This window comes from Rhizobium sp. rho-13.1 (genome assembly GCF_007000305.1).
Taxonomy (GTDB): domain Bacteria; phylum Pseudomonadota; class Alphaproteobacteria; order Rhizobiales; family Rhizobiaceae; genus Rhizobium; species Rhizobium rhododendri.
The window spans coordinates 343,107-367,388 of record NZ_SCFL01000001.1 but is presented as its reverse complement, the minus strand read 5'-3'; the positions used below and the strand labels follow the sequence as shown (position 1 = coordinate 367,388).

Annotated in this window: 18 protein-coding genes and 1 tRNA gene; 7 read left to right on the top strand and 12 right to left on the bottom strand. The window is 60.3% G+C overall.

The features are described 5' to 3' along the window. Positions 1-65 precede the first annotated feature (65 nt). Together EQW76_RS01990 and EQW76_RS01985 are read right to left on the bottom strand one after the other, a co-directional pair. Positions 66-500: a CBS domain-containing protein gene (locus tag EQW76_RS01990; RefSeq protein ID WP_142822703.1), complete on the bottom strand. Its 435-nt coding sequence runs from the start codon at positions 498-500 to the stop codon at positions 66-68. 107 nt (positions 501-607) lie between these two features. Next, positions 608-1,387, bottom strand: coding sequence for a rhomboid family intramembrane serine protease (locus tag EQW76_RS01985; protein WP_142822702.1), 780 nt, complete (start codon positions 1,385-1,387; stop codon positions 608-610). Positions 1,388-1,653: 266 nt separating this feature from the next. Between EQW76_RS01985 and EQW76_RS01980 the strand changes: the two genes are divergently transcribed. Both EQW76_RS01980 and EQW76_RS01975 read left to right on the top strand, forming a co-directional pair. Continuing rightward, the gene (locus tag EQW76_RS01980; protein ID WP_161990918.1) at positions 1,654-2,250 is read left to right on the top strand and encodes a PAS domain-containing protein; all 597 of its coding nucleotides are present in this window, start codon (positions 1,654-1,656) and stop codon (positions 2,248-2,250) included. 173 nt (positions 2,251-2,423) lie between these two features. Continuing rightward, positions 2,424-3,035, top strand: a complete 612-nt coding sequence (locus tag EQW76_RS01975; protein ID WP_142822700.1) for a PilZ domain-containing protein — start codon at positions 2,424-2,426, stop codon at positions 3,033-3,035. 55 nt (positions 3,036-3,090) lie between these two features. Here the strand turns inward: EQW76_RS01975 and EQW76_RS01970 are convergent, their stop codons facing one another. From EQW76_RS01970 to EQW76_RS01960, 3 genes are all read right to left on the bottom strand, one after another. Continuing rightward, positions 3,091-7,746 carry a hypothetical protein gene (locus EQW76_RS01970; RefSeq protein ID WP_142822699.1) on the bottom strand — a complete coding sequence of 1,552 codons (4,656 nt, stop codon included), beginning with the start codon at positions 7,744-7,746 and terminating at the stop codon, positions 3,091-3,093. Positions 7,747-7,969: 223 nt separating this feature from the next. Continuing rightward, entirely contained in the window at positions 7,970-9,523 is a 1,554-nt protein-coding gene (locus EQW76_RS01965) for a hypothetical protein (protein WP_142822698.1), read from the bottom strand. A 227-nt stretch (positions 9,524-9,750) separates the two neighbouring features. Then, a tRNA-Gln gene (locus tag EQW76_RS01960) sits at positions 9,751-9,824 on the bottom strand. A 274-nt stretch (positions 9,825-10,098) separates the two neighbouring features. On the opposite strand from EQW76_RS01960, the gene EQW76_RS01955 reads away from it, so the two are divergent. Beyond that, entirely contained in the window at positions 10,099-11,526 is a 1,428-nt protein-coding gene (locus EQW76_RS01955) for a DUF6880 family protein (RefSeq protein ID WP_142822697.1), read from the top strand. A gap of 113 nt (positions 11,527-11,639) precedes the next feature. Here EQW76_RS01955 and araD read toward each other — a convergent pair whose 3' ends face one another. The 5 genes from araD to chvE form a co-directional block, all read right to left on the bottom strand. Next, on the bottom strand, positions 11,640-13,379 hold the full coding sequence (araD, locus tag EQW76_RS01950; protein ID WP_142822696.1) for an L-arabinonate dehydratase: 1,740 nt from the start codon (positions 13,377-13,379) through the stop codon (positions 11,640-11,642). A 57-nt stretch (positions 13,380-13,436) separates the two neighbouring features. Beyond that, positions 13,437-14,435: an AraD1 family protein gene (gene araD1, locus EQW76_RS01945; protein WP_142822695.1), complete on the bottom strand. Its 999-nt coding sequence runs from the start codon at positions 14,433-14,435 to the stop codon at positions 13,437-13,439. 118 nt (positions 14,436-14,553) lie between these two features. Beyond that, positions 14,554-15,765 carry a multiple monosaccharide ABC transporter permease gene (mmsB, locus tag EQW76_RS01940; protein ID WP_142822694.1) on the bottom strand — a complete coding sequence of 404 codons (1,212 nt, stop codon included), beginning with the start codon at positions 15,763-15,765 and terminating at the stop codon, positions 14,554-14,556. Then, entirely contained in the window at positions 15,765-17,300 is a 1,536-nt protein-coding gene (gene mmsA / locus EQW76_RS01935) for a multiple monosaccharide ABC transporter ATP-binding protein (protein WP_142822693.1), read from the bottom strand. The genes mmsB and mmsA overlap by 1 nt, the downstream gene beginning before the upstream one ends. 95 nt (positions 17,301-17,395) lie before the next feature. Then, a complete protein-coding gene (gene chvE / locus EQW76_RS01930) occupies positions 17,396-18,460 on the bottom strand; it encodes a multiple monosaccharide ABC transporter substrate-binding protein (RefSeq protein WP_142822692.1) in 1,065 nt (354 codons plus the stop codon). A gap of 269 nt (positions 18,461-18,729) precedes the next feature. Between chvE and EQW76_RS01925 the strand changes: the two genes are divergently transcribed. Next, positions 18,730-19,734 carry a LysR family transcriptional regulator gene (locus tag EQW76_RS01925; RefSeq protein WP_142822691.1) on the top strand — a complete coding sequence of 335 codons (1,005 nt, stop codon included), beginning with the start codon at positions 18,730-18,732 and terminating at the stop codon, positions 19,732-19,734. A gap of 54 nt (positions 19,735-19,788) precedes the next feature. After that, a complete protein-coding gene (locus EQW76_RS01920; RefSeq protein ID WP_142822690.1) occupies positions 19,789-20,298 on the top strand; it encodes a hypothetical protein in 510 nt (169 codons plus the stop codon). Positions 20,299-20,316: 18 nt separating this feature from the next. Here the strand turns inward: EQW76_RS01920 and EQW76_RS01915 are convergent, their stop codons facing one another. Next, a complete protein-coding gene (locus EQW76_RS01915) occupies positions 20,317-20,553 on the bottom strand; it encodes a hypothetical protein (RefSeq protein WP_142822689.1) in 237 nt (78 codons plus the stop codon). 155 nt (positions 20,554-20,708) lie between these two features. Between EQW76_RS01915 and iolG the strand changes: the two genes are divergently transcribed. Beyond that, positions 20,709-21,701: an inositol 2-dehydrogenase gene (iolG, locus tag EQW76_RS01910; protein WP_142822688.1), complete on the top strand. Its 993-nt coding sequence runs from the start codon at positions 20,709-20,711 to the stop codon at positions 21,699-21,701. 63 nt (positions 21,702-21,764) lie between these two features. Here the strand turns inward: iolG and EQW76_RS01905 are convergent, their stop codons facing one another. Beyond that, positions 21,765-23,003, bottom strand: a complete 1,239-nt coding sequence (locus EQW76_RS01905) for an ROK family protein (protein WP_142822687.1) — start codon at positions 23,001-23,003, stop codon at positions 21,765-21,767. Positions 23,004-23,224: 221 nt separating this feature from the next. Here EQW76_RS01905 and xylF point away from each other — a divergent pair, with 221 nt between their 5' ends. Beyond that, positions 23,225-24,265 (top strand): D-xylose ABC transporter substrate-binding protein, encoded by a 1,041-nt coding sequence (gene xylF, locus EQW76_RS01900; RefSeq protein ID WP_142822686.1) that lies wholly within the window; start codon positions 23,225-23,227, stop codon positions 24,263-24,265. Positions 24,266-24,282 lie beyond the last annotated feature (17 nt).

Sequence of the window (24,282 nt, the reverse complement as noted above, 5' to 3'; positions counted from 1 at the left end):
GGGTGGCGCTCGTTCGGCAATCATGGCTGGGGAGGTGCTGTGATCAGCCCACTCCCCAGGATATTTCATCCAGCAATATAGGCCTTGATCTGTTCGGCCTCGAGTTCAATCTCGCGGATATGGGCCTTGACGACGTCGCCGATCGAAATGATGCCGCTGAGCTTGCCGTCGTCTTCCACCGGTACATGGCGGAACCGTCTCTGGGTCATCATCTCCATGACCTCGTCGACCGTCGAATCTTCGCTACAGCGGACGATGTTGTAACTCATCACTTCTACGACGGGCTGGTCGAGGCTGGAGCGGCCATATTTGGCAACAGCTTTTACAACGTCCCGCTCCGTGAATATGCCGGAGATAGTGCCTCCGAGCGATCCGATCACCAGCGCACCGATGCGGTGTTCCGCAAGGATCGCAGCGGCCTCAAGCAGCGTAGTGTCCGGACCGACGGTCACCACGGCGCGACCCTTGGCGTCCAAAATGGATTTTACGGAAATTGGCATTCGATCCTCCCCTTTCGAAATCGCAATAGGATTCCGGTCGCCCGTGGTCTCCTCCCTCCGCGCGGCCGGAATTCGATGTTGCACTCAGGTTGCCGGGAATGCAACCTTCAGCCATCGATGGCGGCGACGTCTTCAGGCGGCGTCGGCAATTCTATCGGGCGGTCGAACAGCGAAAAGAGCAGGAAACCGAAGATAAAGCCGCCGACATGAGCGTCCCATGCCACGTCCTGCGATCCATCGCCAATCAGCGGCATGCCGAAGGCGATGAGGATATTGGTGAAGAACCAGAACAGGATGAACATCAGGACTGTCCGGCTTCGCAATGCGCCAATGATCGACAGTCTTGGATTGAGGTGCGATTCCATCGGGCGAGGCCCGCGTTTCTCGGGCGGAAATGCAAAGCGGCAGGCAGCCCCCATCAGCGCCGAGACGACGCCCGATGCGCCTATCATCAACGTCATCTGGCCCCAATGGATGGCGGCATTGAGTGCTGCAGCTGCGATTGCCGAGAGTATCCAGAATGCGATGTAGCGCACCGGGCCGATGCGGCGAGCCACCGGCGCACCGAAGGCCATCAGCCACAAGCCGTTGAACAGGATGTGCTCGATGCTCGCATGCAGCAGCGAATAGCTCACCGGCGTCCAGAGCCACTCCAGACCCTGCTGCGACAAAGGCGTTATGTAGCGGCCCGGTACGAAGCCGAAAGTAAAGAAGAACCAGTCGAGCGTGTCCGTCGAGAAAAATACGCTTTGGATCAGGAAGATCGCCAGCAGCAGGCCTAGGCTGGCGACGAGCACGGGGGGCAGATTGAAGATCGGCGTGCGCGGCGGAGGCGCGTCTGGGCGGTTCTCCACGGTCGGCGGAAGCTTCGGCGCATCGTCTTGCATGTCATGCTCTTCGTCGTGAAAGGAAAACGCAAGGCATACAGGAGCGGTTGCCAAAAAAGAAGCCGCCCGATTGAGCCGGGCGGCTTGAAGTCGGCGCTGTCACCCCTTCGGATGATTATCATCCTCGATCTCACGGGAAGACGTCGCCGGTCAATTGAAAGGCTTCGTTAACCCTAAGCCGGTTGCCGTGGCACGGAATAAGCATGGGATGGACCAGAGGGCGGAAATATCCGCCATCCTGCACCGAATTGACACACGGACCGACCATGCGCCTGGATAAGAGCTTTGAACTGTTTACCTATTGGAAGAGCACCCGAGGGATCGCCGACGCTCCGTTGCGGTCCGAGATCGATCCGGGTGCCATCCGCCACATGTTGCCGCAGGTCTTCATCCTGGAAGCCGCCGATGACGGCGGTCCCCGGTTTCGACTGGCGGGGACGATGATTTGCAGCCTTTTCGGCCGGGAACTTCGCGACATGCCTTTTTCTTCGCTGTGGAGCAGCCAGGGTGCCGAGGCCGTCACCTTTGCCAAGGGCGTCATGGACGGGGTTTCGCCGGCCGTGCTCAACGCAACGGGCAATGGCGGCTATGGCCGCTCGATGACATTCGAGGTCATCCTGCTGCCGATGCGCTCCTCGCCGGATCGCTGCGACCGGGTGCTGGGTTGCCTGGTGGCGACGAGCAAAAGCGCCTGGCTTGGAACGCAGCCCCTCGCCGGTCTTCGTCTCGATCGTGGCCGTACGATCGATGGCCGGACGGGCTTGCGCGAACCCGAAACGCCTGCGCCGCAATCTCCAGCATCGGCTTTGGCAAGCAAGGGGTTGGGGCTGTCCCACGCCGTTCGCCGGGCACTCAATCTCTGACCTTCGAACCGTCAGCGATGCTCCGATAGTCACGATACAACCTGTGCTCTTTTGGGGCGTGGCGAATGAGTGCATGACGTGCATCGAATGCAACTGGCGTACGGCGGCCAATCATCTATTAACAAATTTCTGCTACCAATCCTTGGAGCCTCACAGGATCAAGAAGTCGCTTTATGCACTCATTCCAGCCAGCAATGACAACGCGGAGTGCGCCGCGCATGGAACAACGGACCTTTCAAAGGGTGCCGATCAACATGCAAGGTCGCCTGATGCTGGCCAATTACGATGAATTCGAGTGCATGGTCGTCGATATGTCGCCGGGCGACCTTTACGTTACATGCGAAGGCAGGCCGCGCGCGAATGAGCGGGTTATTGCCTATATCGACCATCTAGGCCGGATTGAGGGTCTTGTCATCTCGGTCGACAATCGCGGCTTCAACATGTCGATCAACGCCACTGATCGCAAACGCGAGAAGCTCGCAGCACAGCTGACCTGGCTTGCCAACAAGCACGAACTCGGCCTGCCCGAGGATCGCCGCCATGACCGCCTGACGCCGAAGAGTGCGACGGTGGAACTGACCCTCGAGGATGGCTCCGTCTATAACTGCCGCCTCATGGATCTGTCGCTCTCCGGTGCTGCCGTCGATGTCGAAGCGCGCCCTGCCCTCGGCATGGCCGTCCGCCTCGGCAACATGCGCGGCAGGATCGTTCGCCATTTCCGCGAGGGCGTTGCAATCGAATTCCTGTCGCTGCAATCGCGCGACACGCTGCGCGAATTTCTCTGAGCCGGAAAGCCCACGACGCTTTTCGCGCCGTGGGTAGAGACATGGTCCAATCCTATCAGAACGACTGGTAGGCTGTGATGACCGCCGCCATCTGGGTTGGATCCAGTGCCTCGGCCTGTGATGCGGTGATTGCCTGCAACTGGGCGCTCGACAATCCGAAGATATCACCCGTGGAGAGGCCGGCAATCGCTGCCGTAGAGATCGAGGAGATGTCTGCCAGCGAGAAGGCTGACAGCCCGTCCGTGCTCAATGCCGCGATCTGCAGGGAATTGAGTGCGCCCACCTGGGCCGGCGTCAGGGCTTCGACCTGCGCCGTCGACATGGCGCCGATCTGCGCCGTGGTCAGGCCGACCAGAGACCTTGCATTCAGGGCCGCGACCTGATCGGTCGAGAGCGCTGCGACGCTGGCCGTTCCGAGCGCTGCGATCTGTACCGCGTTCAGCGCCGCCACCTGATCGGTACTGAGGCTTGCGGCCTGTGCCGAACTCAGGGCCCGGGTCTGGGCGAAGGTCAGTGCGGCGATCTGGCTTGTCTTCAGGGCCGCCATCTGGTCCGGCGTGAGCGACGGAATGTTGGCGCTCGCCAGCCCCGGCAGCGCAGCCGCTCCGATAGCTGCGATATCGTCCGTCGAGAGAACAGCCACATCTGCGCTGTTGAGGCCACCGACCTGCGCGGCGCTGAAGCCTGCAAACTGGGTCGGTGTCAGCGCCTCGACCTGGCTGGTCGACAAGGCGGCGACCTGGGCTGCCGTCAGGCCGGCGACGGCCTTGGCACTGAGGCCAGCCACCTGGTCGGGCGACAGGGCTGCAATGCTGTCGCTGGAGAGCGCCGCGATCTGGAGAGAGGTGAGCGCGCCGATCTGCGACGATGTGAGGCCCGGAAGCTGCGCTGAAGTCAGCGCAGCAACCTGGGCTGTCTGCAGTGCAGCCAGCTGACTGGCACTCAAGGCTGCGATCTGGTCGGCGCTGAGGGCGGCGATGTTACTGGATGACAGGCCGGAAAGCGCCGAGGCCGTGATCGCTGCGATATCGTCGGCGGTAAGGACCGCAACATCGCCCGCAGTCAGGGCGGCAACCTGGCTCGAGGCAAGGCTGGCAATCTGCGTTGCCGTCAACGCGTTGATCTGGTCGCTGGACAAGGCGCCGACCTGCGCCGTGGTGAGGCTGGCGACGGCCTTGGTGGTGAGCGCCGCAATCTGATCGCCCGACAGGGATGCGATGCCTGACGTGGACAGGCCGGGTATCGCTGACGAGCCGAGGGCGGCTACCTGCGTGGTCGTCAGCGCTGCAACCTGTGCCCCGGTCAGGGCGGCTATCTGTGACGATGTCAGCCCGGCCACCTGGACCGCGGTCAGGCCAGCAACCTGGTCAGGCGAAAGGCTGGCGATATTGTCGCTGGAGAGGCCCGACATGCCGGCCGCGCTGATCGCGGCCAGATCGGCTGCCGAGAAGGTCGCGAGGTCGGCGGTGCTGAGGGCTGCAATTTGCGAGGAATTCAGCGCCCCGATCTGCGATGCAGACAGACCGCTGACCTGGTCGGTCGTCAGGGCAGCGATCTGCGAGGAGGTCAGGCCCTTCATCGCCGTTGCCGTCAGCGAGGCGATCTGGTCTGCGGAAAAGGCTGCGATGTCAGCTGTCGAAATGCCGGAGATGGCTGATGAACTGAGCGCCCCGATCTGCTGGGTCGTAAGGCTGGCAATCTGTGCCGTGGTCAGAGCCGCGATCTGTGCGCTTTTCAGCGCCGCGATCTGCGTCGTCTTCAGCGCTGCGGCCTGATCCGGGCTGAGGGCGGCGATGGCCGTGGTCGAGAGGCCTGCAAGAGCACCCGTCCCGATCGCCGCGATATCGTCGGTCGAGAAGGCCTGGAGACCTGCCGTGCTCAGAGCGGCAATCTGGGAGGAGCCAAGGCCTGCCACCTGTGCCGAGGTCAGCGACTGGATCTGGTCGCTGGATAGCAGGGTGATCTGCGTCGACGTCAGGCCAGCGACCGCCTTGACGCTCAACGCCGCTATCTGGTCGTCGGAGAGGGCCGTGACGCTGCCGGAGGAGAGAGCCGTGACCTGCGCGGCGCTGAGGGCGGCAACCTGCGTGGTGCTCAGGGTGCCGATCTGCCCGGATGCAAGGCCGGCGATCTGGGCAGTTTTAAGGGCCGCGATCTGGCTTGTCTTCAACGCTGCTATCTGGTCGGCGCTGAGGGACGACAGGACATCGCTGGAGAGGCCGGACAGCGCTGCGGTGCTGACGGCTGCCACTTCATCGGCAGAGAAGGCCGCGAGATCCGCTGAACTCATGGCGGCGATCTGGGCGGAGCCGAGGCCTGCGACCTGCGCCAAGGTCAGAGATTCCACCTGATCGACCGACAGGGCAGCGATCTGTGCCGACGTGAGACCTGCCACGGCCTTGGCACTGAGGGCTCCGATCTGTTCGTTCGACAGCGCGGCGATGGTGGTGCTGGACAGTGCGCCGGTCTGCGCTGCCGTCAGCACGGCTACCTGCGAGGTGCCGAGTTCGGCAATCTGGGCGGCACTCAAGGCTGCGATCTGCGCCGTCTTCAGGGCGGCAACCTGGGTTGCCTTCAGCGCTGCCGTCTGTTCCGGCGAGAGGGCGGCAATGCCGGCGCTCGAAAGGCCTGAGAGCGCCGCGTTGCTGATGGCCGCGACCTCGTCCGTAGACAGAACACCGAGGTCTGCCGTGCTCAGCGCTGCCAGTTGCGCTGAACTGAGGCTGGCGACCTGGGCGGATGTGAAGCCCTCGATCTGCAGCGTCGACAGGGAGGAGATCTGCAGCGAGGTAAAGCCTGCGATAGCCTTGCTGTTCAACGCGGTGATCTGGTCGCCGGAAAGGGCCGCAAGGCCGCCGCTGGACAAGGCCTTGACCTGCGCCGAGACCAGCGCGCCGACCTGCGATGTCGTAAGCGCAGCAATCTGGTCGGACGAAAGGGCCGCGATCTGGCCGGACTTCAGGGCCGCGATCTGGGCCGACTTCAGCGCCGCCGCCTGATCCGGGGTGAGCGCCGCGATACCGTCAGTGGACAGCCCTGCCAGGGCGACCGCGCTGATGGCGGCGATTTCGTCGGGCGAGAACGTCGCGATATCGGCGGTGCTGAGTGCTGCAATCTGGCCGGAGTTGAGGCTTGCGATCTGGCTGGATGTCAGCGCTGCAGCCTGATCCGTGGAGAGGGCCGCGATCTGGGCGGTCGTCATGCCGGCGACGGCCTTGGCATTGAGCGCGCCGATCTGGTCGGCGGACAGGGCACTGACGCTGGTGCTCGCCAAAGCCTTGAGCTGCAGGGAAGTCAGCGCGGTCACCTGCGCCGTCGTCAGCGCCGGTGTCTGGGTTGCGTCGAGCGCTGCGATCTGAGTTGTCTTCAGGGCTGCGATCTGGGTGGGCTTCAGGGCAGAAAGCTGGTCGGAACTGAGAGCGGCGACATTGGCGGTGGAGAGGCCCGGCAATGCGGCAACGCTGATTGCGGCGATATCGGCCGTCGAGAAGGTGGCGAGATCAGCAGTATTGAGCGCGCCGATCTGGGCTGCCGTCATGACGCCGACCAGTGCCGGAGTGAGCGCCTGCGCCTGCCCTGTCGAGAGCGACGAGATCTGCTGCGTGGTGAGGCCCGAGACGGCCTTGGTGCTGATGGCCGCAACCTGGTCTGTGGACAAAGCGGCGATGCTGGCGCCGTTCAGCATCCTCACCTGCGATGCGCTCAGGGCGGCGATCTGCAAGGTCGACAGGCCCGGGATCTGGTCGGAGGTGAGCGCTGCAATCTGGCCCGTTCTCAGCGCCGCGATCTGGTTTGTCTTCAGCGCTGCTGCCTGGTCGGAGGTGAGTGCTGCGATGCTGGCGGTGGACAGGCCTGCCAGCGCCACGGTGCTGATCGCCGCCATGTCGCCGGAGGAGAAGGTGGCGAGGCCGGCGGCGCTGACGGCGGAGACCTGCAGCGAGGTGAGGCTGGCAATCTGCACCGACGTGAAGGCATCGATCTGCCCCGTCGACAGCGACGATATCTGGGCCGACGTCAGGCCGGCGATCGCCTTCGTTCCGAGAGCGCCGATCTGCGCGCTGGAGAGGACACCGACATCGCCGGTCGGCAAGGCCCTGACCTGCGTCGCGCTGAGGGCGGCAACCTGCGCGGTCGAGAGCGCGGGGATCTGGTCCGTCGTCAGCGCCGCAACCTGGCTGGTCCTCAGCACGACGATCTGGCTGGTTTTGAGGGCCGCAGTCTGGCCGGAGCTGAGCACGGAGATATTGGCGGACGACAGCCCGGTAATGGCACTGGCGCTGATTGCGGCGATGTCGGCCGTCGAGAAGCCGGCGATATCGTCCGTCGACAGTGCTGCGATCTGGCCGGCACTGAGGGATGCCACCTGGGCGGGCGTCAGCGCCTCGATCTGCTGCGCGTCGAGCGCGCCGATCTGTGCGGTCTTCAGCGCCGCGATCTGCGTCGCCGCGAGGCCGCCGATCTTGTCGGTGGTGAGTATGGCCAGCTGGTCGAGGCTGAGGCTGGTGATCGAGGTTGCCGAGATGGCGGAGAGCTGGGCTGTCGAGAAGGAAGCAAGGTCTTCCGTTTCCAGGGCCGCGACCTGCGCTGCCGAGAGCGCCTTGATCTGCGTCGTCGACAACGCCGAAATGTCGTTGGTCGTCCAGGCCGCGATAGTCGTGGTCGCAAGCGCCCTGATCTGCGTGGCGCTCAGCGAGGAAATCGGCGAAATCATGTGGAACCCCTTTGATATCTTGACAGCCGCGAAGCCCTGCCCGCGCCCCCGCGAACAATGCACGCCCGAAATCACAGGGGACCCCGAACGCCCTCACAGCTCGGCCGCTTACAGGACGCGCACAAAGACTCGCCACGTTCCCCGACCTGAGGCGGTTATGGGAGGATGAGCTTGCACGGGGCTGTCGGGGATGGGGTGTATGGTGTATTAAATACGGAGCTGCTTAGGCGCGAACTAAGGGGGGAGCAGCGAGGATAATATTTGCGACTTCCCCGTCAAAAGATTTCGCGCGTTGCTCAATGTCAGCCAGCAACTGGGCAGTTATGCCCTCATTCGCTTTCAGAATATAACTCGCTAGATGACTCGGTTCGCTCATAGAAATGTTGATGCGCTCATCTTCTTCGCAAATCGCGGTACTCAGTCGCGATACCAAACAGCAAAAACAGAACAGACCCACCTGAACCATAAGCGGATGAAATATTCGATATTGTGCGCTTAGGGTAGGTAATTTTTCAATCTGACCGTTTGCATTCATCGTGGGGCTGTTCAAAAGAAACATAAATTCGAAAACTTCCTCGGACGCGTCAATCATTTGAGTCTGGGATAAATTGACGCCCTCGACGAAATGAGAAGCCTTTTCGATAAAGTGCCGAAGAAAATGAAGATGCGCTGTCCAGCCGGTAATATCTTCGCTCGGTCTGATCGATGGAACCTCCATCGTCCCCCACATCTTCATACTATCTTCGAACCATATCTGTGAAGTTACTGATTTCCCGCGCAATGTCACGAACAGACTTAAAAAGCGTTCGAAGTCATGGATCGATAACGAAGCCCCGGAGGGTAGATCAATCTCGATTTTACTTGCGGTCATGCTCGCAGGATGAAAGATAAAATCTAAAAAAGAATTCTTTATTCGGTAACGAATTAGTTCATGTCTAATCCAAGGAAACGCGGTTGGTGCATAAAAATCGACGGGCATGATGATGTCATCAAAACTCTGCCCTGACAAAATAAGTGTCGCAGAGCACGAAGGCTTCACCTCCAGAGAAATCTCTCCTGGTCCATCCCTCACCCCCGGCAACGGCAGTGTTATTCCAAATCGCTTCGAATTAGGTGCGAAACGGTCAATCGGAACACTGGCTCTTAGTCCCAAAGCGAGATCGATAAGATCATCATCGGATACGCTTTCGTCGAAGGCTAGGCTGCACGACCCCAAACCACCTTCCGCGCCAGAGAAATAAGTCAACCTTCCTTTTTCGGAAGCATAGTGCCCTTTGATGTCGTTTATCGCTCTTAGCATCTGATCGCTTATATTATCGAAAGAAATCTGATGGGACTCGTCGAAATTCACCGGCATCATGGTCAAGTTCAATTTGGTGCGACCGTCTTTCTCCGCTGTGCGTAGCGCACGCACAGTCTGCTCAATCAGCTCAGACCAGAAATGTTTTAAGTACGCTTTGAAAGGCTCCCGTTTACCTTTTTCGTAGACAAAAAGTACGAAAAAACATGGGTCCGGCCTCAGCAAAAAGCGACGGGCGTTGGAGAGCCTTATGCGGGGCGACAGATTTCGATTTTCGGTACTCTTTACTTGCACAAAGGCAGACAGAGGCGGAGGTTGCATATCCAAGGGTAGCGAATTTAAGGATTTCGAAGGAAACTCAACGAGAAAGTCCCAGCCACGCTTATCGGCCTGAACCTTATTGCAGACCAGCCCCGGGGTGTGCACAATAAGTTGGTCGAAGAATCCCTCCCCCAGACTCCCAATATCTCTATTCAAATTGCGCTCCCAACCGATGCTTGCATGCGCCATTGGCACACTGAGAAGGCAATAGCTTCCGGAAATTTGCCAAAGAAAAACGCTTGTTTTAGTAGCTAAAATTCTCGGATAGAAGTTGCATGGAAACGCTATAGCAAAACATTTTTATGCAGATGCAATTCACGATCGCCCGATAGGCAAAATCTGTTCTGATACAAATCTTAAAAGCAACGTGAATTTTACAAAATTGGCTGGGGAACCTGGATTCGAACCAAGATTAACGGAGTCAGAGTCCGTCGTTCTACCGTTGAACTATTCCCCAATAGAGATCCCTGTGGCATGCCTCAGGTCTTCGCCGGTGCGTCGTCATATAAAGGATTCTCTTGGCGATGCAACCCCCTGCCGGCGGGTGTTTTGGCTTAGTGCGCATTTTTATCGGCTGGCGTGGCGAGGCTGTTGTTTCTTCTTGCAAAAACCGCTCTGACGGGATGCGCTTGGGCTGCATCTGGGTGGCGAACGCGATTGCCCCCTGCCCTTGGCGCCGTTAATCTGCCGGCTCCGCACACCCGGATCGAAACCAAAGAAGCAGATGTTTCATGGCCGCCAAGACGACGTTGAATGCGAAGAACCTCGAGGCGCTCGGCGCCGGGCGGCTGTCCGAATTGCTGATCGAGATCAGCATGGGCAACGCGGCGCACAAGCGGCGGCTTCGCCTGGAGCTGGCGGGTGCGCAGAGCACGGCCGAGGTGGCGCGCGAGGTGCGCAAGCGGCTGTCGTCCATCGACCGGGCGAAAACCTACATCGACTGGCGCAAGATCAAGGCCCTTAAGAGCGACCTCGAAACGCAGCGTACGATGATTTCAGGCACCATCGCCGATGGCGATCCTGACGAGGCGATGGACCTTTTGTGGCGCTTTCTCGAGCTAGCCGGTTCAATCTTTGCGCGATGCGACGACAGCAATGGGGTGATCATCGGCAGTTTTCATGCTGCTTGCGTCGATCTCGGCACCATCGCCCCAAGCGCTTCCCACCACAAGAGGCTGCCGGAACAGGTATTTGGCGCGATCAGGCGCAACGAGTATGGCGAATGCGATCCGCTGATCCCGGCGCTTGCACCGGCGTTGGGGCAGACCGGGCTGGCGCAACTCAAGAAGCTTCTGGACGGATGGCAGCAGGAGCAGCTCGAGGTGCCCAAAGACCGCGTCGCCATCGGCTGGGGCATGAGCGGGCCGATTTATGCCGACGAGATCGAGGCCCGCCATCGGGACTCCGCCGTCCGCATCGCGCTGCAGCAGATCGCCGATGCCGAGGGGGACGTCGATGCCTTTGTCCGTCAGCACAGTGAAAAGTCGCAGACCGTGCCTGCCATTGCCGCCGATATTGCCGCGCGGCTGCTTGCGGCCGGGCGGGCGGCGGAAGCGCTAGAGGCGCTCGACAAGGCGCCGCCGACGGGACGCCCCGCGCTGGATATCGAGTGGCAGCATTTGCGCATCGAGACGCTGGAGGCGCTCGACCGCAAGGCGGAGGCGCAAGCTTTTCGCTGGCAGTGTTTCGAGCGGAACCTGAGCGTCGAACACCTGAAGGCGTTCATCAAGCGCCTGCCGGATTTCGACGATATCGAGGCCGAGGAAAAGGCCTTCGCCTATGTGGCCGACTTCGAGGATGTCCATACGGCGCTGATGTTTTACGAGGGATGGCCGGCGCCGGCGGAAGCGGCAAAGCTCGTGCTTGCCCGCGCTGGGGAGATCGACGGCGACCTCTACGAGATCCTGGCCAAAGCTGCCGACTGGCTGCAGGAAAAACAACCGCTGGCGGCCACCATCCTGTTGCGGGCGATGATCGACTTCTCGCTGGAGGGCGGCCGCTCCAGCCGCTATCGCCACGCCGCCCGGCACCTTGCCACCTGCGCAATGCTCGCAAGCCATATCGCCGATTTTGGGGCGTTCCCGGATCATGCTGTCTATGTCGCGGCGCTGAAGCGAAGGCATGGCAAGAAGCATGGTTTCTGGAGCGCTGTCGGGTAAAGCGTAGTTAGCCGGAAGCCGCCTCGCCCGCCGGCAAAGTCTTGGCCAATTGCAGATAAGGAAAAGGCGGGGTTATGGCCCCGCCTTTCGTCGATATCATATCTGGATGGCTTTTAGTGGCTGTCTTTGCCGACCGCATTGCCGCGACAGCCCTTGAGGAAGTCGAGATCGGCGCCGGTATCGGCACCTTCGACATGCTGCTGGTGCAGGAAGGCGTAGCCGGACGTTGGCAAGTCGTGGTTCGGCTGCCATGCGGCCAGCCGCTCTGCCAGTTCCGCCTCGGAAATGTCGAGATGCAGGCGCCGGTTGGGCACGTCCAACTCGATCATATCGCCATTCTTCACGACAGCCAGCGGGCCGCCGACAGCGGCTTCCGGCGATGTGTGAAGCACGACGGTACCGTAGGCAGTGCCGGACATGCGAGCGTCCGAGATGCGGACCATGTCGGTGATGCCCTTTTTCAGCACCTTCGGCGGCAGGCCCATGTTGCCGACCTCGGCCATGCCGGGATATCCCTTCGGGCCGCAGTTCTTCATGACCATGACGCAGGTCTCGTCGATATCGAGCGTGTCGTCGTTGATCTTCGCCTTGTAGTCGTCGATATCCTCGAACACGACAGCCCGACCGCGGTGGACGAGCAGATGCGGCGAAGCAGCGGATGGCTTCAATACCGCGCCCTTGGGAGCCAGGTTGCCGCGCACGACGACGATACCGCCAGACTGGGTCAGCGCCTTGTCGGCCGGCAGGATGACGTCCTCGTTCCAGTTGACAACGTCCTTGACCTCGTTCCAGATCGTCTCGCCCGAGACGGTCAGCGCGTCCTTGTGCAGCAGGCCCGCTTCGCCGAGGCGCTTCAGAACGACAGGCAGACCGCCGGCGTAGAAGAACTCCTCCATGAGGTACTTGCCCGACGGCATCAGGTTGACGATGGTCGGTACGTCGCGGCCGCAACGGTCCCAGTCGTCCAGCGAAAGATCGATACCAACACGACCGGCCATGGCAAGCAGGTGGATGACGGCATTGGTGGAGCCGCCGATGGCCGCATTGGTGCGGATGGCGTTCTCGAAGGCTTCCTTGGTCATGATGTCGGAAGGCTTCAGGTCGTCCTTGACCATCTCGACGATGCGGCGGCCTGTCAGCTGCGCCATCACCTTGCGGCGGCTGTCTACGCCGGGGATCGCGGCGTTGCCCGACAGCGCCATGCCGAGGGCTTCGGCCATCGACGCCATGGTCGAGGCGGTGCCCATGGTGTTGCAGGTTCCGGAAGAACGGCTCATCGACGCTTCTGCCTCGAGGAACTCCTCCTGCGTCATCTCGCCGGCCTTCACCATCTCGGAGAACTTCCAGAGATGGGTGCCCGAGCCGACGCGCTCGCCACGGAAATAGCCGTTCAGCATCGGGCCGCCGGTGACGACGATCGACGGCAGGTCGACGGAAGCGGCTGCCATGATCAGCGACGGCGTTGTCTTGTCGCAGCCGACGAGCAGCACGCAGCCGTCCATCGGCTGGCCACGGATGGTTTCCTCGATCGCCAGTGCAGCGAGGTTGCGGTACATCATCGCGGTCGGGCGGAAGGTGTTTTCGGAAGCCGAGAATACCGGCACTTCCATCGGGAAGCCGCCGGCCTCCCAGACACCGGCCTTGACCTTCTCCGCGAGCTCGCGAAGGTGGCCGTTGCACGGGGTCATGTCCGACCAGGTGTTGAGGATGCCGATGACCGGCCGTCCGTCAAACAGGTCGTGCGGATAGCCCTGGTTCTTCATCCAGCCACGGTGGTAGATCACGTCACGGCTGGTGCCGCCGTACCACTCCTGCGATCTCAACCGGCGCGGCCATTCTGCTTTCTTGTGCATGTCACATCGTCCTTGGGGGCGTTCCGGATCATCCCTCTCGGGCCGGAGCATAAGTCTCTAGAGCTGGCGAACCGTCACGTCTGTTTCCGCGGCTACGGCGAGCGGATTGCGCAGTGGCAGGCCGAAATCCGCAACCTCGATCTCGAAAACATCGCCGGCCTGTGGCTTGATACCGTCCGCAAACGACAGCGTCGCCGTGCCGAACATGTGGACGTGAACGTCGCCGGGGGCGCGGAACAGGCCGTACTTGAAGTGATGATATTCGAGATTGGCGAAGGTGTGCGACATGTTCGCTTCGCCCGACAGGAAAGGCTTTTCGAAAATGACCTTGCCATCGCGGGTGATTTTCGACGTGCCCCTGATATCGTCGGGCGCAGCGCCGATGCGGATTTCCGGGCCGAAACTGGCGGGCCGCAGCTTGGAATGCGCGAGGTAGAGGTAGTTGATCCGCTCCGTCACGTGATCGGAGAATTCGTTCGACAGCGCAAAGCCGATGCGGAACGGCGTGCCGTCTTTGCCGATGACATAGATGCCGGCCATTTCAGGCTCTTCACCGCCGTCGAGCGCGAAAGAGGGCGAGACCAAGGGTGCGCCGGGGGCTGCGGCCTCGTTGCCGTTGCCCTTGTAGAACCACTCGGGCTGGACACCCTTTTCGCCGTTCTTCGGCTTGCCGTTCTCAAGGCCCATGCGGAACATCTTCATGGAATCGGTGAGGGTTTCCTCAGCCTCTTCGGATGTCTTCTTGTGCATGGAATCGCGGGTGGCAGCCGAACCCAGATGGGTAAGGCCCGTGCCTGTCAGGTGCAGGTGGGCAGCGTCCGGATGCGTGATTGGCGGCAGGAACCTGCCTTCGGCATAGGCTTTGTCGAGGTCGACAGTCTCACCCAGCCCATGGGCGGCGATGACTTCGGAGAGTGATTTTCCACCATCGGCAGCCTCGATCGCGAGCGCATAGACGCTGGCGGCACCCTTGACGGCCTTGGCGGTTTCGCCCGGTTCGTTGCGGACGGCGACTGTTATCGCGCCGTCTGCACCTTTGATCTGGGAAATGAGCACGGACCTTGTCCTTCTATCTGGAAGGCGGAAGCGACTAGCCCGCGTGGCACGCCCTTAAGGAAAGAGCCCGCGAAAATCGCTCGCCTGACTGCAAATGGGAACCGATCGCCAGAGGCGATCAGCCCTTGTTCTTGTTGTAGACGTCGAAGAAGACGGCAGCGAGAAGCACCAGTCCCTTGACCATCTGCTGGAAGTCGATGCCGAGACCGACGATCGACATGCCGTTGTTCATGACGCCCATGATGAACGCGCCGATGACAGCACCGGTGATCTTGCCGACGCCGCCGGACGCCGAGGCACCGCCGATGAAGCAGGCCGCGATGACGTCAAGCTCGTTGCCGACGCCGGCCTTCGGCGTTGCCGAATTCAGGCGGGTGGCGACGATCATGCCGGCGAGACCTGCAAGCGCACCCATGTTGACAAATGTGAAGAAGCTCAGGCGCTCGGTGTTGATGCCCGAAAGCTTCGTCGCCTTCTCGTTTCCGCCCATGGCATAGACGCGACGACCGATGGTCGTCTGGCGGGTGATGAAGGCGTAGGCTGCAATCAGGATGACCATGATGATCAGGACGTTCGGCAGGCCCTTGTCGGACGACAGCTGGTAGCCGAGGAACAGCAGGGCGCCGCAGATGATCAGGTTCTGGATGAGGAAGAAGCTCATCGGCTCGACGTCGATGCCGTGGTTCTCGTTGGTCTTCCGGCGACGCCACGCCATGATGAAGAGGAGCAGCGGCATGACGATCGACAGGATGATCGAGGTCGAGTGAAGACCGGAGACGAGCCCGCTGATGTCGATGAAATCGGGGATGAAGCCGGTGCTGATCAGCTGGAAGTCCTTCGGGAAAGGCCCGATGTTCTTGCCGCCGAGGACGAACAACGTCAGGCCGCGGAAGACAAGCATACCGGCCAGCGTGACGATGAACGACGGTATCTTGTGATAGGCGATGAAGTAGCCCTGGGCCGCCCCGATGACACCGCCGACGACCAGGCAAAGCAGGGCCGCAAGGATGAAGTTCATCTGGTATTGCACGGTCAGGATACCGGCGATGGCGCCGACGAAGCCGACGATCGAGCCGACGGAAAGGTCGATATGACCGGCAACGATGACGAGAAGCATGCCCAGCGCCATGATGACGATGAACGAGTTCTGCAGCACGAGGTTCGTCAGGTTGACCGGCTTGAACAGGATACCGCCTGTGTAGAACTGGAAGAACACCATGATCGCCACGAGAACGATCAGCATGCCATATTCACGAATATTGCCGCGGATGTAATCGACGGCGGAAATCACGTGGCTTTCCTCAGCGGCGGGGGGGTTAACAGGAGTCATTATTTCTTCTCCCCAGAGCGCATGATAGCGCGCATGATGGTTTCCTGGCTTGCCTCTTCCTTGGACAATTCAGCGACGATGCGTCCTTCGTTCATGACGTAGATGCGGTCGCAAGTCCCAAGCAGTTCGGGCATTTCCGATGATATCATCAGAACGCCCTTCCCGTCGGCAGCCAGCTGGTTGATGATGCTGTAGATTTCGTATTTAGCGCCGACGTCGATACCACGCGTCGGCTCGTCGAGGATCAGGACTTCAGGATCCGAGAACAGCCACTTGGAAAGGACGACCTTCTGCTGGTTGCCGCCCGAAAGATTGACGGCCTCCTGGAAGATGCCGGAGCTGCGGATGCGCAGCTTGGAGCGGAAGTCGGTGGCGACGTCCGATTCCTTGTGGCTGTCGATGACGGTCGCCTTGGAGATGCCGGCAAGGTTGGCCAGCGAGGTGTTGTGCATGATGCTGTCGTTCAGCACCAGGCCCAGATGCTTGCGGTCTTCCGTCACGTAGGCGAGACCGGCGTCGATCGCCTTGCGCACGGTGCTGACATCGACGGGCTTGCCGTCCATCAGCACTTCGCCGGTAATCTTGTGGCCGTAGGATTTGCCAAAGACGCTCATGGCGAACTCGGTGCGCCCTGCCCCCATCAGGCCGGCAATACCGACCACTTCGCCCCTGCGGACGTTGACATTTATGTCGTGGAGAACCTGGCGGTCGCGGTGGTGCTGGTGGAAGGCGTTCCAGTTCTTGACTTCCAGAACCGTCTCGCCGATCGGCACGGAGCGCGGCGGATAGCGGTCAGCCAGTTCGCGGCCCACCATGTTCTTGATGATGATGTCTTCGCTGATCTCTTCCTCGTGACAGTTCAGCGTCTTCACGGTCATCCCGTCGCGCAGGACGGTGATCTGGTCGGCCACCTTGCGCACTTCGTTGAGCTTGTGCGTGATGATGATCGAGGTGATGCCCTGGTTGCGGAACTCGATCAGGAGATTGAGCAGGGCGTCGGAATCTTTTTCGTTGAGCGAGGCCGTCGGCTCGTCGAGGATCAGCAGCTTCACGCTCTTCGACAGCGCCTTGGCGATTTCGACCAGTTGCTGCTTGCCCACGCCGATGTTGGTCACGAGGGTTTCCGGCGACTCTTTCAATCCAACCTTGTCGAGCAGCTTGCGGGTGCGTGAAAAAGCTTCCTGCCAGCGAATGACACCGTTGGTCGCAACCTCGTTGCCGAGGAAAATGTTTTCGGCGATCGACAGAAGCGGCACCAGTGCCAGCTCCTGGTGAATGATGATGATGCCGATGGCTTCACTGTCCTTGATGACCTTGAAGTTACGTACATCGCCTTCGTATACGATATCGCCATCGTATGTGCCGGCCGGATAGACGCCGGATAGAACTTTCATGAGGGTCGACTTGCCGGCCCCGTTTTCGCCCACCAGTGCGTGGATCTCACCTTGCCGAACCTTGAGGTTCACATTCTCAAGCGCCTTGACGCCCGGGAACGTCTTGGTGATGTCCCGCATCTCTAGGATAATATTGTCCATAATCAAAATCCAACGCCGGGAGTCGTGACTGACGCGACGATCATAAATGCGAAGTCCGGAACCCGCAATCTGCGGGTTCCGGTGGTTTTCATTGCTTACTTAAGCTGTTCAGCCTTGTAGTAGCCGCTGTCGATCAGGACCTTCTGGTAGGTGTCCTTGGTGACGACGACTGGCTTCAGCAGGTAGGAAGGAACGACCTTGACGCCGTTGTCGTAGGTCTTGGTATCGTTGACTTCAGGTGTGCCGCCGGTAGCAACTGCGGTGACCATGGCAACGGTGACCTTGGCGAGGTCGCGGGTGTCCTTGAAGATCGAAGAATACTGTTCGCCAGCAATGATCGACTTGATCGAAGGAATTTCGCAATCCTGGCCGCTGACGATTGGCAGCTTGAGGGTGCCCGAGCCGTAGCCGACGCCCTTGAGCGACGAGATGATGCCGATCGACAGGCCGTCGTAAGGCGACAGGACTGCGTCGACGTGAGCGTCGGTGTAGTAGGCCGACAGGAGGTTATCCATGCGGGCCTGGGCCGTTGCCGGATCCCAACGCAGCGTACCGACCTTGTCCATGCCAACCTGACCGGACTTCACGACGAGCTTGCCGCTGTCGATGTAAGGCTGAAGAACCGACATTGCGCCATCATAGAAGAAGAAGGCGTTGTTGTCGTCCGGCGAACCGCCGAAGAGCTCGATGTTGAACGGGCCCTTGCCGTCCTTGAGGCCGAGGCCGTCAACGATGGTGCCAGCCTGGAGAACGCCGACCTGGAAGTTGTCGAAGGTAGCGTAGTAGTCGACGTTGGCCGAGTCGCGGATCAGGCGGTCATAGGCGATAACCTTGATACCGGCGTCATGGGCCTTCTGCAGAACGTCCGACAGGGTCGTGCCGTCGATCGAAGCGACGACGAGAACCTTGGCACCCTTGGTGACCATGTTCTCGATCTGCGAAAGCTGGTTAGGAATATCGTCGTCAGCATACTGCAGGTCGGTCGTGAAACCAGCAGCCTGAAGCTGCTTGACGATGTTGTTGCCGTCATCGATCCAGCGCGCCGAAGACTTCGTTGGCATAGCGATACCAACCAGACCCTTGTCGGCAGCCATGGCTGGCATGACAAATGTTGCAACACCGAAGGCCGCTGCGGCCATCAATGAGATAATGGATTTCATTGCTCTCTCCCGTTTTTTAAAAATTTGGCGTACGCAAAAGCGCCCACCCCGAAACTGTGGCAGGTTCCGTTGATTGGATATTACTTCAATATCAATACGAAGTACGTCTCCTGCACGATCCCACACGTGTCATGCTGCTCCCAGCACGGCGGCAAACTGGAATCAATTCGTATAACTGTCAAATAGAATAACTGGCGTACAATATGATGATTTTGGTATAATGGTAAAAAGTACTACTTTTTGGCCCCGTAAGCAGGAAAAATGCCACCATGGAGAACATACACAACGATTATTCTCGTGATGGTATAGAAATTCACACAGATAATTTTCGTGACGACAGCCTCCTGCGCAACGGATTGAAGATGAATCATCTGCGGATGATTGTCATGATCGAGGATCACGGACAGATATCCGCCGCAGCCGAATCCATGAATATCTCTCAACCTGCAGCTTCGCGCATGTTGTCGGAGATGGAAGCGATCGCCAAGACATCTCTCTACCAGCGCGTTGCCCGTGGCGTGGAACTGACGCCGTTCGGCCTGGCGCTTGCCAAGCGGGCCCGCAAGATCCTGCTGGAACTGCGGGAGGCCAGCCGCGAGATTGCCGAGTTGCGTACCGGCAAGGGTGGGTCCGTGCATCTCGGTGCGGTGGCAGCTCCGGCCATCAGTCTGGTGGTCCCGGCGATACAGCGGGTGACAGAGGCCTATCCCGGCATCGAAATCAATATCCAGGTCGACAACAGCAACGTTCTCGCCCGCGAATTGCTGGCAGCACGCCACGACTTCATCATCAGCCGCATTCCGGACGAACTGAACCCGCGGCTGTTCACCGCCCACCAGATCGGCATCGAGAAGGCCTGCCTGATTGTACGCAAGGGGCATCCATTGCTCAAAAAGGGCGTCGTCGGGCTTGCGGATCTCACCGGCCAGGACTGGGTGTTCCAGCCGCCGGGTACGCTGCTGCGCCGCAGGCTCGAGGATATCTTCATCTCCGCCGGCGTGGCGTTGCCGGAGAATATCGTCAACACGTCGTCGGTGGTCCTGACCCTTGCCGTCGTCTGCAAGACAGATGCGATTTCGCCGATCGCTCTCGACATGGCCGATTTCATCTGCGGCCAGAGTTCTCACGCAGGCGAGGCCTGCATCCTGCCGATCGATTTCGCCATAGATGTGAAGCCCTACAGCCTCATCACGGCGCGCGAGCGTGCCCTGCCACCCAGCGCCCTGCTGCTCTATGACATGATCCTGCAGGAAAGCCGGCGCGCTGCAATCTGACCGACCAGCCAGACACCACTTTCGCGTCGTAGGCTTTACGGATTGGGAGACATCATGCTGTTTGGACAATCCATATTTCAATCCGTTCTCGACCGTCTCGACGCCGAGGATGAAGAAGCAGTTTTCGCTCAGCCGGCTTCGGCGCACCGAATTCAAGGCCTGAATTCCAGCTTCGCGGCTGATGTGCGGGATGGCGTGTCCGTATCCGAGGCGCGACCTGACCAGGCCTATCTCGACAACCTCGGGCCCGAACGAGAACCGCTCGCGCCTGAGGCGCCGTCCACTGCAACGCAAGACATAGAGCCGGAGGAATGCGCCGCACCGGTGATGCCGGTCCACCTGGCGCGTATCCTGCCGCAGGAGGTTGCTGCGGAACTTGGAATTTCGGCTGCGGACACGCTGCAGACGCTCAACGACAAGCGCCGCAGTTTTGCCAAGGCCAACCATCCCGACAGCGTCAACCCGCTGTTCAAGGAACAGGCGACGACGCGCATGAAAATCGCCAACCTGCTGATCGACGAGGCACCGCGCCGCATCGAGATCCGCGCCAGACTTTTCAAATAGATTAGGCTTTCAGACAGATCAGGCTTCTGGACCTGCATCGTCACGCGGCGGCGGCGGTGCGATTTCTTCCGGCGTGGGCGTATAGTTCAACAGCAGAACCCACGCAGCATAGGCACCTACGGCACCGATGGCCATGCTCCAGATCGGCTCACCGAAGGTTGCCTCGATGATTGCCCACCCAAGGCACAGGGCGACGATGCCGATGCGCACGTAGATTGGGCGGTAGAATCGATGGCTCGGGTCGATCATTTTCATGAGGCTGTTGTCCGCTTGTTTGTTCGGCACCGTCCATAAGCTGAATTTCGCGATTGTGAAACCCCGGGCGCTTGACGACGGCACAGGAAGATGGAATGAAAATTCCAGAATGAGACCAAGACGGTTTATTTGTTCCGAATCTGGGAGGATGGAAAATGACGGTAAGATTTGGCCTGCTCGGCGCCGGCCGTATCGGCAAGGTTCACGCCAAGGCAGTCAGCGCCAACGGTGATGCGAAACTGGTAGCGGTAGCCGATCCCTTTGCGGCCGCAGCCAATGCGATAGCTTCGGCCTATGGCTGCGAGGTTCGCACCATCGACACGATCGAATCGTCAGCAGATATCGACGCAGTGGTCATCTGCACCCCGACAGATACACACGCAGACCTGATCGAACGTTTTGCCCGCGCTGGCAAGGCTGTCTTCTGCGAGAAGCCGATCGACCTCGATACCGCCCGGGTCGAGGCGTGCATCGACGTCGTCGCAAAGACCAAGGGAAAGCTTATGGTCGGCTTCAATCGCCGCTTCGATCCGCATTTCATGGCCGTGCGCAAGGCGATCGACGATGGAAAGATCGGCGACGTCGAGATGGTGACGATCACCTCCCGCGATCCCGGTGCGCCGCCCGTCGACTACATCAAGCGCTCTGGCGGCATTTTTCGCGACATGACCATTCATGATTTCGACATGGCGCGGTTCCTGCTCGGCGAAGAGCCGGTGTCCGTCAGCGCCACGGCCGCAGTGTTGATCGACAAGGCAATTGGCGTCGCCGGAGATTACGACAGCGTGTCGGTGCTGCTGCAGACGGCGTCCGGCAAGCAGGCGATGATCTCGAATTCGCGCCGTGCTACATACGGCTACGACCAGCGCATCGAAATCCACGGCTCGAAGGGTATGGTAGCCGCTGAAAACCAGCGCCCCTTCTCCATCGAGGTCGCCAATGGCGACGGATATACCCGTCCGCCGCTGCATGATTTCTTCATGACGCGCTATACGGAAGCCTATGCCAACGAGATTGCCGCCTTCATCAGCGCCGTCGAGAAAGGCACCGACATCAGCCCGTCCGGCGCCGATGGCCTCGCCGCGCTGAAACTTGCCGACGCGGCAGTGCGCTCGGTCAAGGAAGGCAAATTGATTTCCGTCGCCTGAGATTATCCGCTCAAGCTATCGATCGACGCCGGGCCACTATCCGGCGTCGATATATTGGGGTGCCTACCCCGCCCGATCCTTGATCTCGACATCGGCAATCGCCCGCAATGCAACGATGTCGCCGTCTATCGCATCCAGCGCCCGGCGCAGATGGCCCTCGAAGACCAGCGCCTGTTCGTCTGCCATGATCCTCATTTCCGGCAGGCCTCCCATGCGAACGATCTGCGACTGCCGCAAACCCTCCTCCATACCCTCCTGCAATAGATCGACGTATCGCGTTCCCGGACCCGTCAGCACGATAGGCATCTGCTCGTAAAGGCTGAGCACCCGCGACAGGCCATTGCCGAGCACCAGGCCTGCCTGGTGAAAGGCAAAGCGGTTGCGACGATTTCCCTGCCGGGCGCTGGCTGCGATCTTGTCGAGTTCGGCGACCGGTACGAACTTGGCCGGAATGGTGTCGAGCGGCACGGCAAAGGCATTGCGCAGGATGGCGTAGAAACCCGCATAGGCCTCGATGCAGCCGCGCGACCCGCAGCGACAGAGGCCGCCATTCGGCTCATGCAGCATATGGCCGAAATTAGGTGCCGCGACCTCGCGGTCGCCATTGGCGGTGCGCCTGACGATGCCGAGCCCGATGCTGTGGCCAAGCGACAGGGCTGCCAGCGTCTCGAAACCCCGGCCCTGCTCCTCGCGCTGTCCGGCGGCATCGGCCACCAGCAGCGTCTCGTTACCGAGAATGATCTTCGCCGGCCAATCGTTTCCGAGAACTGCGGCAAAGTCGATCTGTTCCTCCCCGAAGATTGGCGACCAGCGCAGCACCGGCTCAAGACCGTCTACCAGGCCCTTGCTGCTGATCGAGATGACGAGCACGTCCTGCGGCGCAATCTTCGAGCGGGCGACAATTCTGGATAACCCTGCCCTTATGGATTCGACGAATCGGGCAATGCCCGTTCCGTCCTGCGACCGGCCTTCGGAAAATCGATCGAGCAAGGTGCCGGCATAATCCACCAACGAATATTGAACCGCATCCGACGAGATGATGAGCACCACCAGATAGCCGCAGTCGCGGCGCTGGGCAAAGGCCACGCGCGGCCGGCCGCGGCCGCCAGCCAGCTGCTGCTCGGTCTTGACGATGATCTGGGCACGCTCGAGATCGGCGGTGATTGCCGAGATCGTGCCGGACGACAAGGTCGTGTGATCCGAGAGCTCCGTGTGAGCCAGCGGCCCGTGGCGGCGCAGTGCCCTGAGCACCATGACGCTGTTGCGCCGGCGCACCCACTCGGCACTGGACTTGCCTTGCATCAGGTGTCTCTCCCCTCTGCCTGTCCGCGGCGCCTGACGAACCTGCGGTTGGATTTTCGTTACCGACAAAACCCTGTCGTGCAGTGTTGACAGCCTTAAAATTCTCTGACACTTAATTTCTCGACTGTCGAGAAAAAAGGAGTTTTTTCGACAGCACATTCGCGGCGGCCGGGCGGGAGCTCTAGAGGTGCGTGCGGTCGCGCTTCACTCGGGAGGGTATTATGAAAACTTTTGTTAGGCTCGCCGCTGGCGCAGCCCTAGTTTTGACGATGCAGACGACCGCCTTCGCCAAGGATCTCGTCGTCGGCGTTTCCTGGTCGAACTTTCAGGAAGAACGCTGGAAGACCGACGAAGCCGCAATCAAGAAGGCACTGGCCGCAGCGGGCGCCAAGTACATTTCGGCAGATGCCCAGTCTTCTGCTTCCAAGCAGTTGACCGACGTCGAATCGCTGATTTCGCAGGGTGCCACGGCGTTGATCGTGCTTGCCCAGGACAGCGACGCCATCGGCCCGGCAATCGAGAAAGCCGCAGACGAGGGTATTCCAGTGGTCGGCTACGACCGACTCATCGAAAATCCGGCTGCTTTCTACATCACCTTCGACAACAAGGAAGTCGGCCGCATGCAGGCCCGCGACGTGTTGAAGGTCAAGCCTGAAGGCAATTACGTCTTCATCAAGGGCTCTTCTTCCGATCCGAACGCAGACTTCCTGTTTGCAGGCCAGAAGGAAGTCCTCAAGGCTGCCATGGATGCCGGCAAGATCAAGAATGTCGGCGAAGCCTATACCGATGGCTGGCTGCCGCAGAATGCACAGCGCAACATGGAGCAGATCCTGACCGCCAACAACAACAAGGTTGACGCGGTCGTTGCCTCCAACGACGGCACTGCAGGCGGCGCCGTTGCTGCGCTCGACGCACAAGGCCTTGCCGGTTCCGTGCCTGTATCCGGCCAGGATGCCGACAAGGCGGCCCTCAACCGCATCGCGCTCGGCACCCAGACCGTTTCCGTCTGGAAAGACTCCCGCGAACTCGGCAAGCGCGCCGCTGAAATCGCTCTCGATCTCGCCGGGGGCAAGAAAATGACCGAAATCAAGGGCGTCCAGAGCTTCAACGGTGGTCCGAAGCATGTCGAAATGCAGTCGGTCTTCCTGACGCCTGTCGCCATCACCAAGGATAACCTCAACGTCGTCATCGACGCTGGCTGGATTTCCAAGGCCGAAGCCTGCCAGGGCGTCAAGGCCGGTGCCGTTGCTGCCTGCAAGTAACCGCTGACCCAATTGCA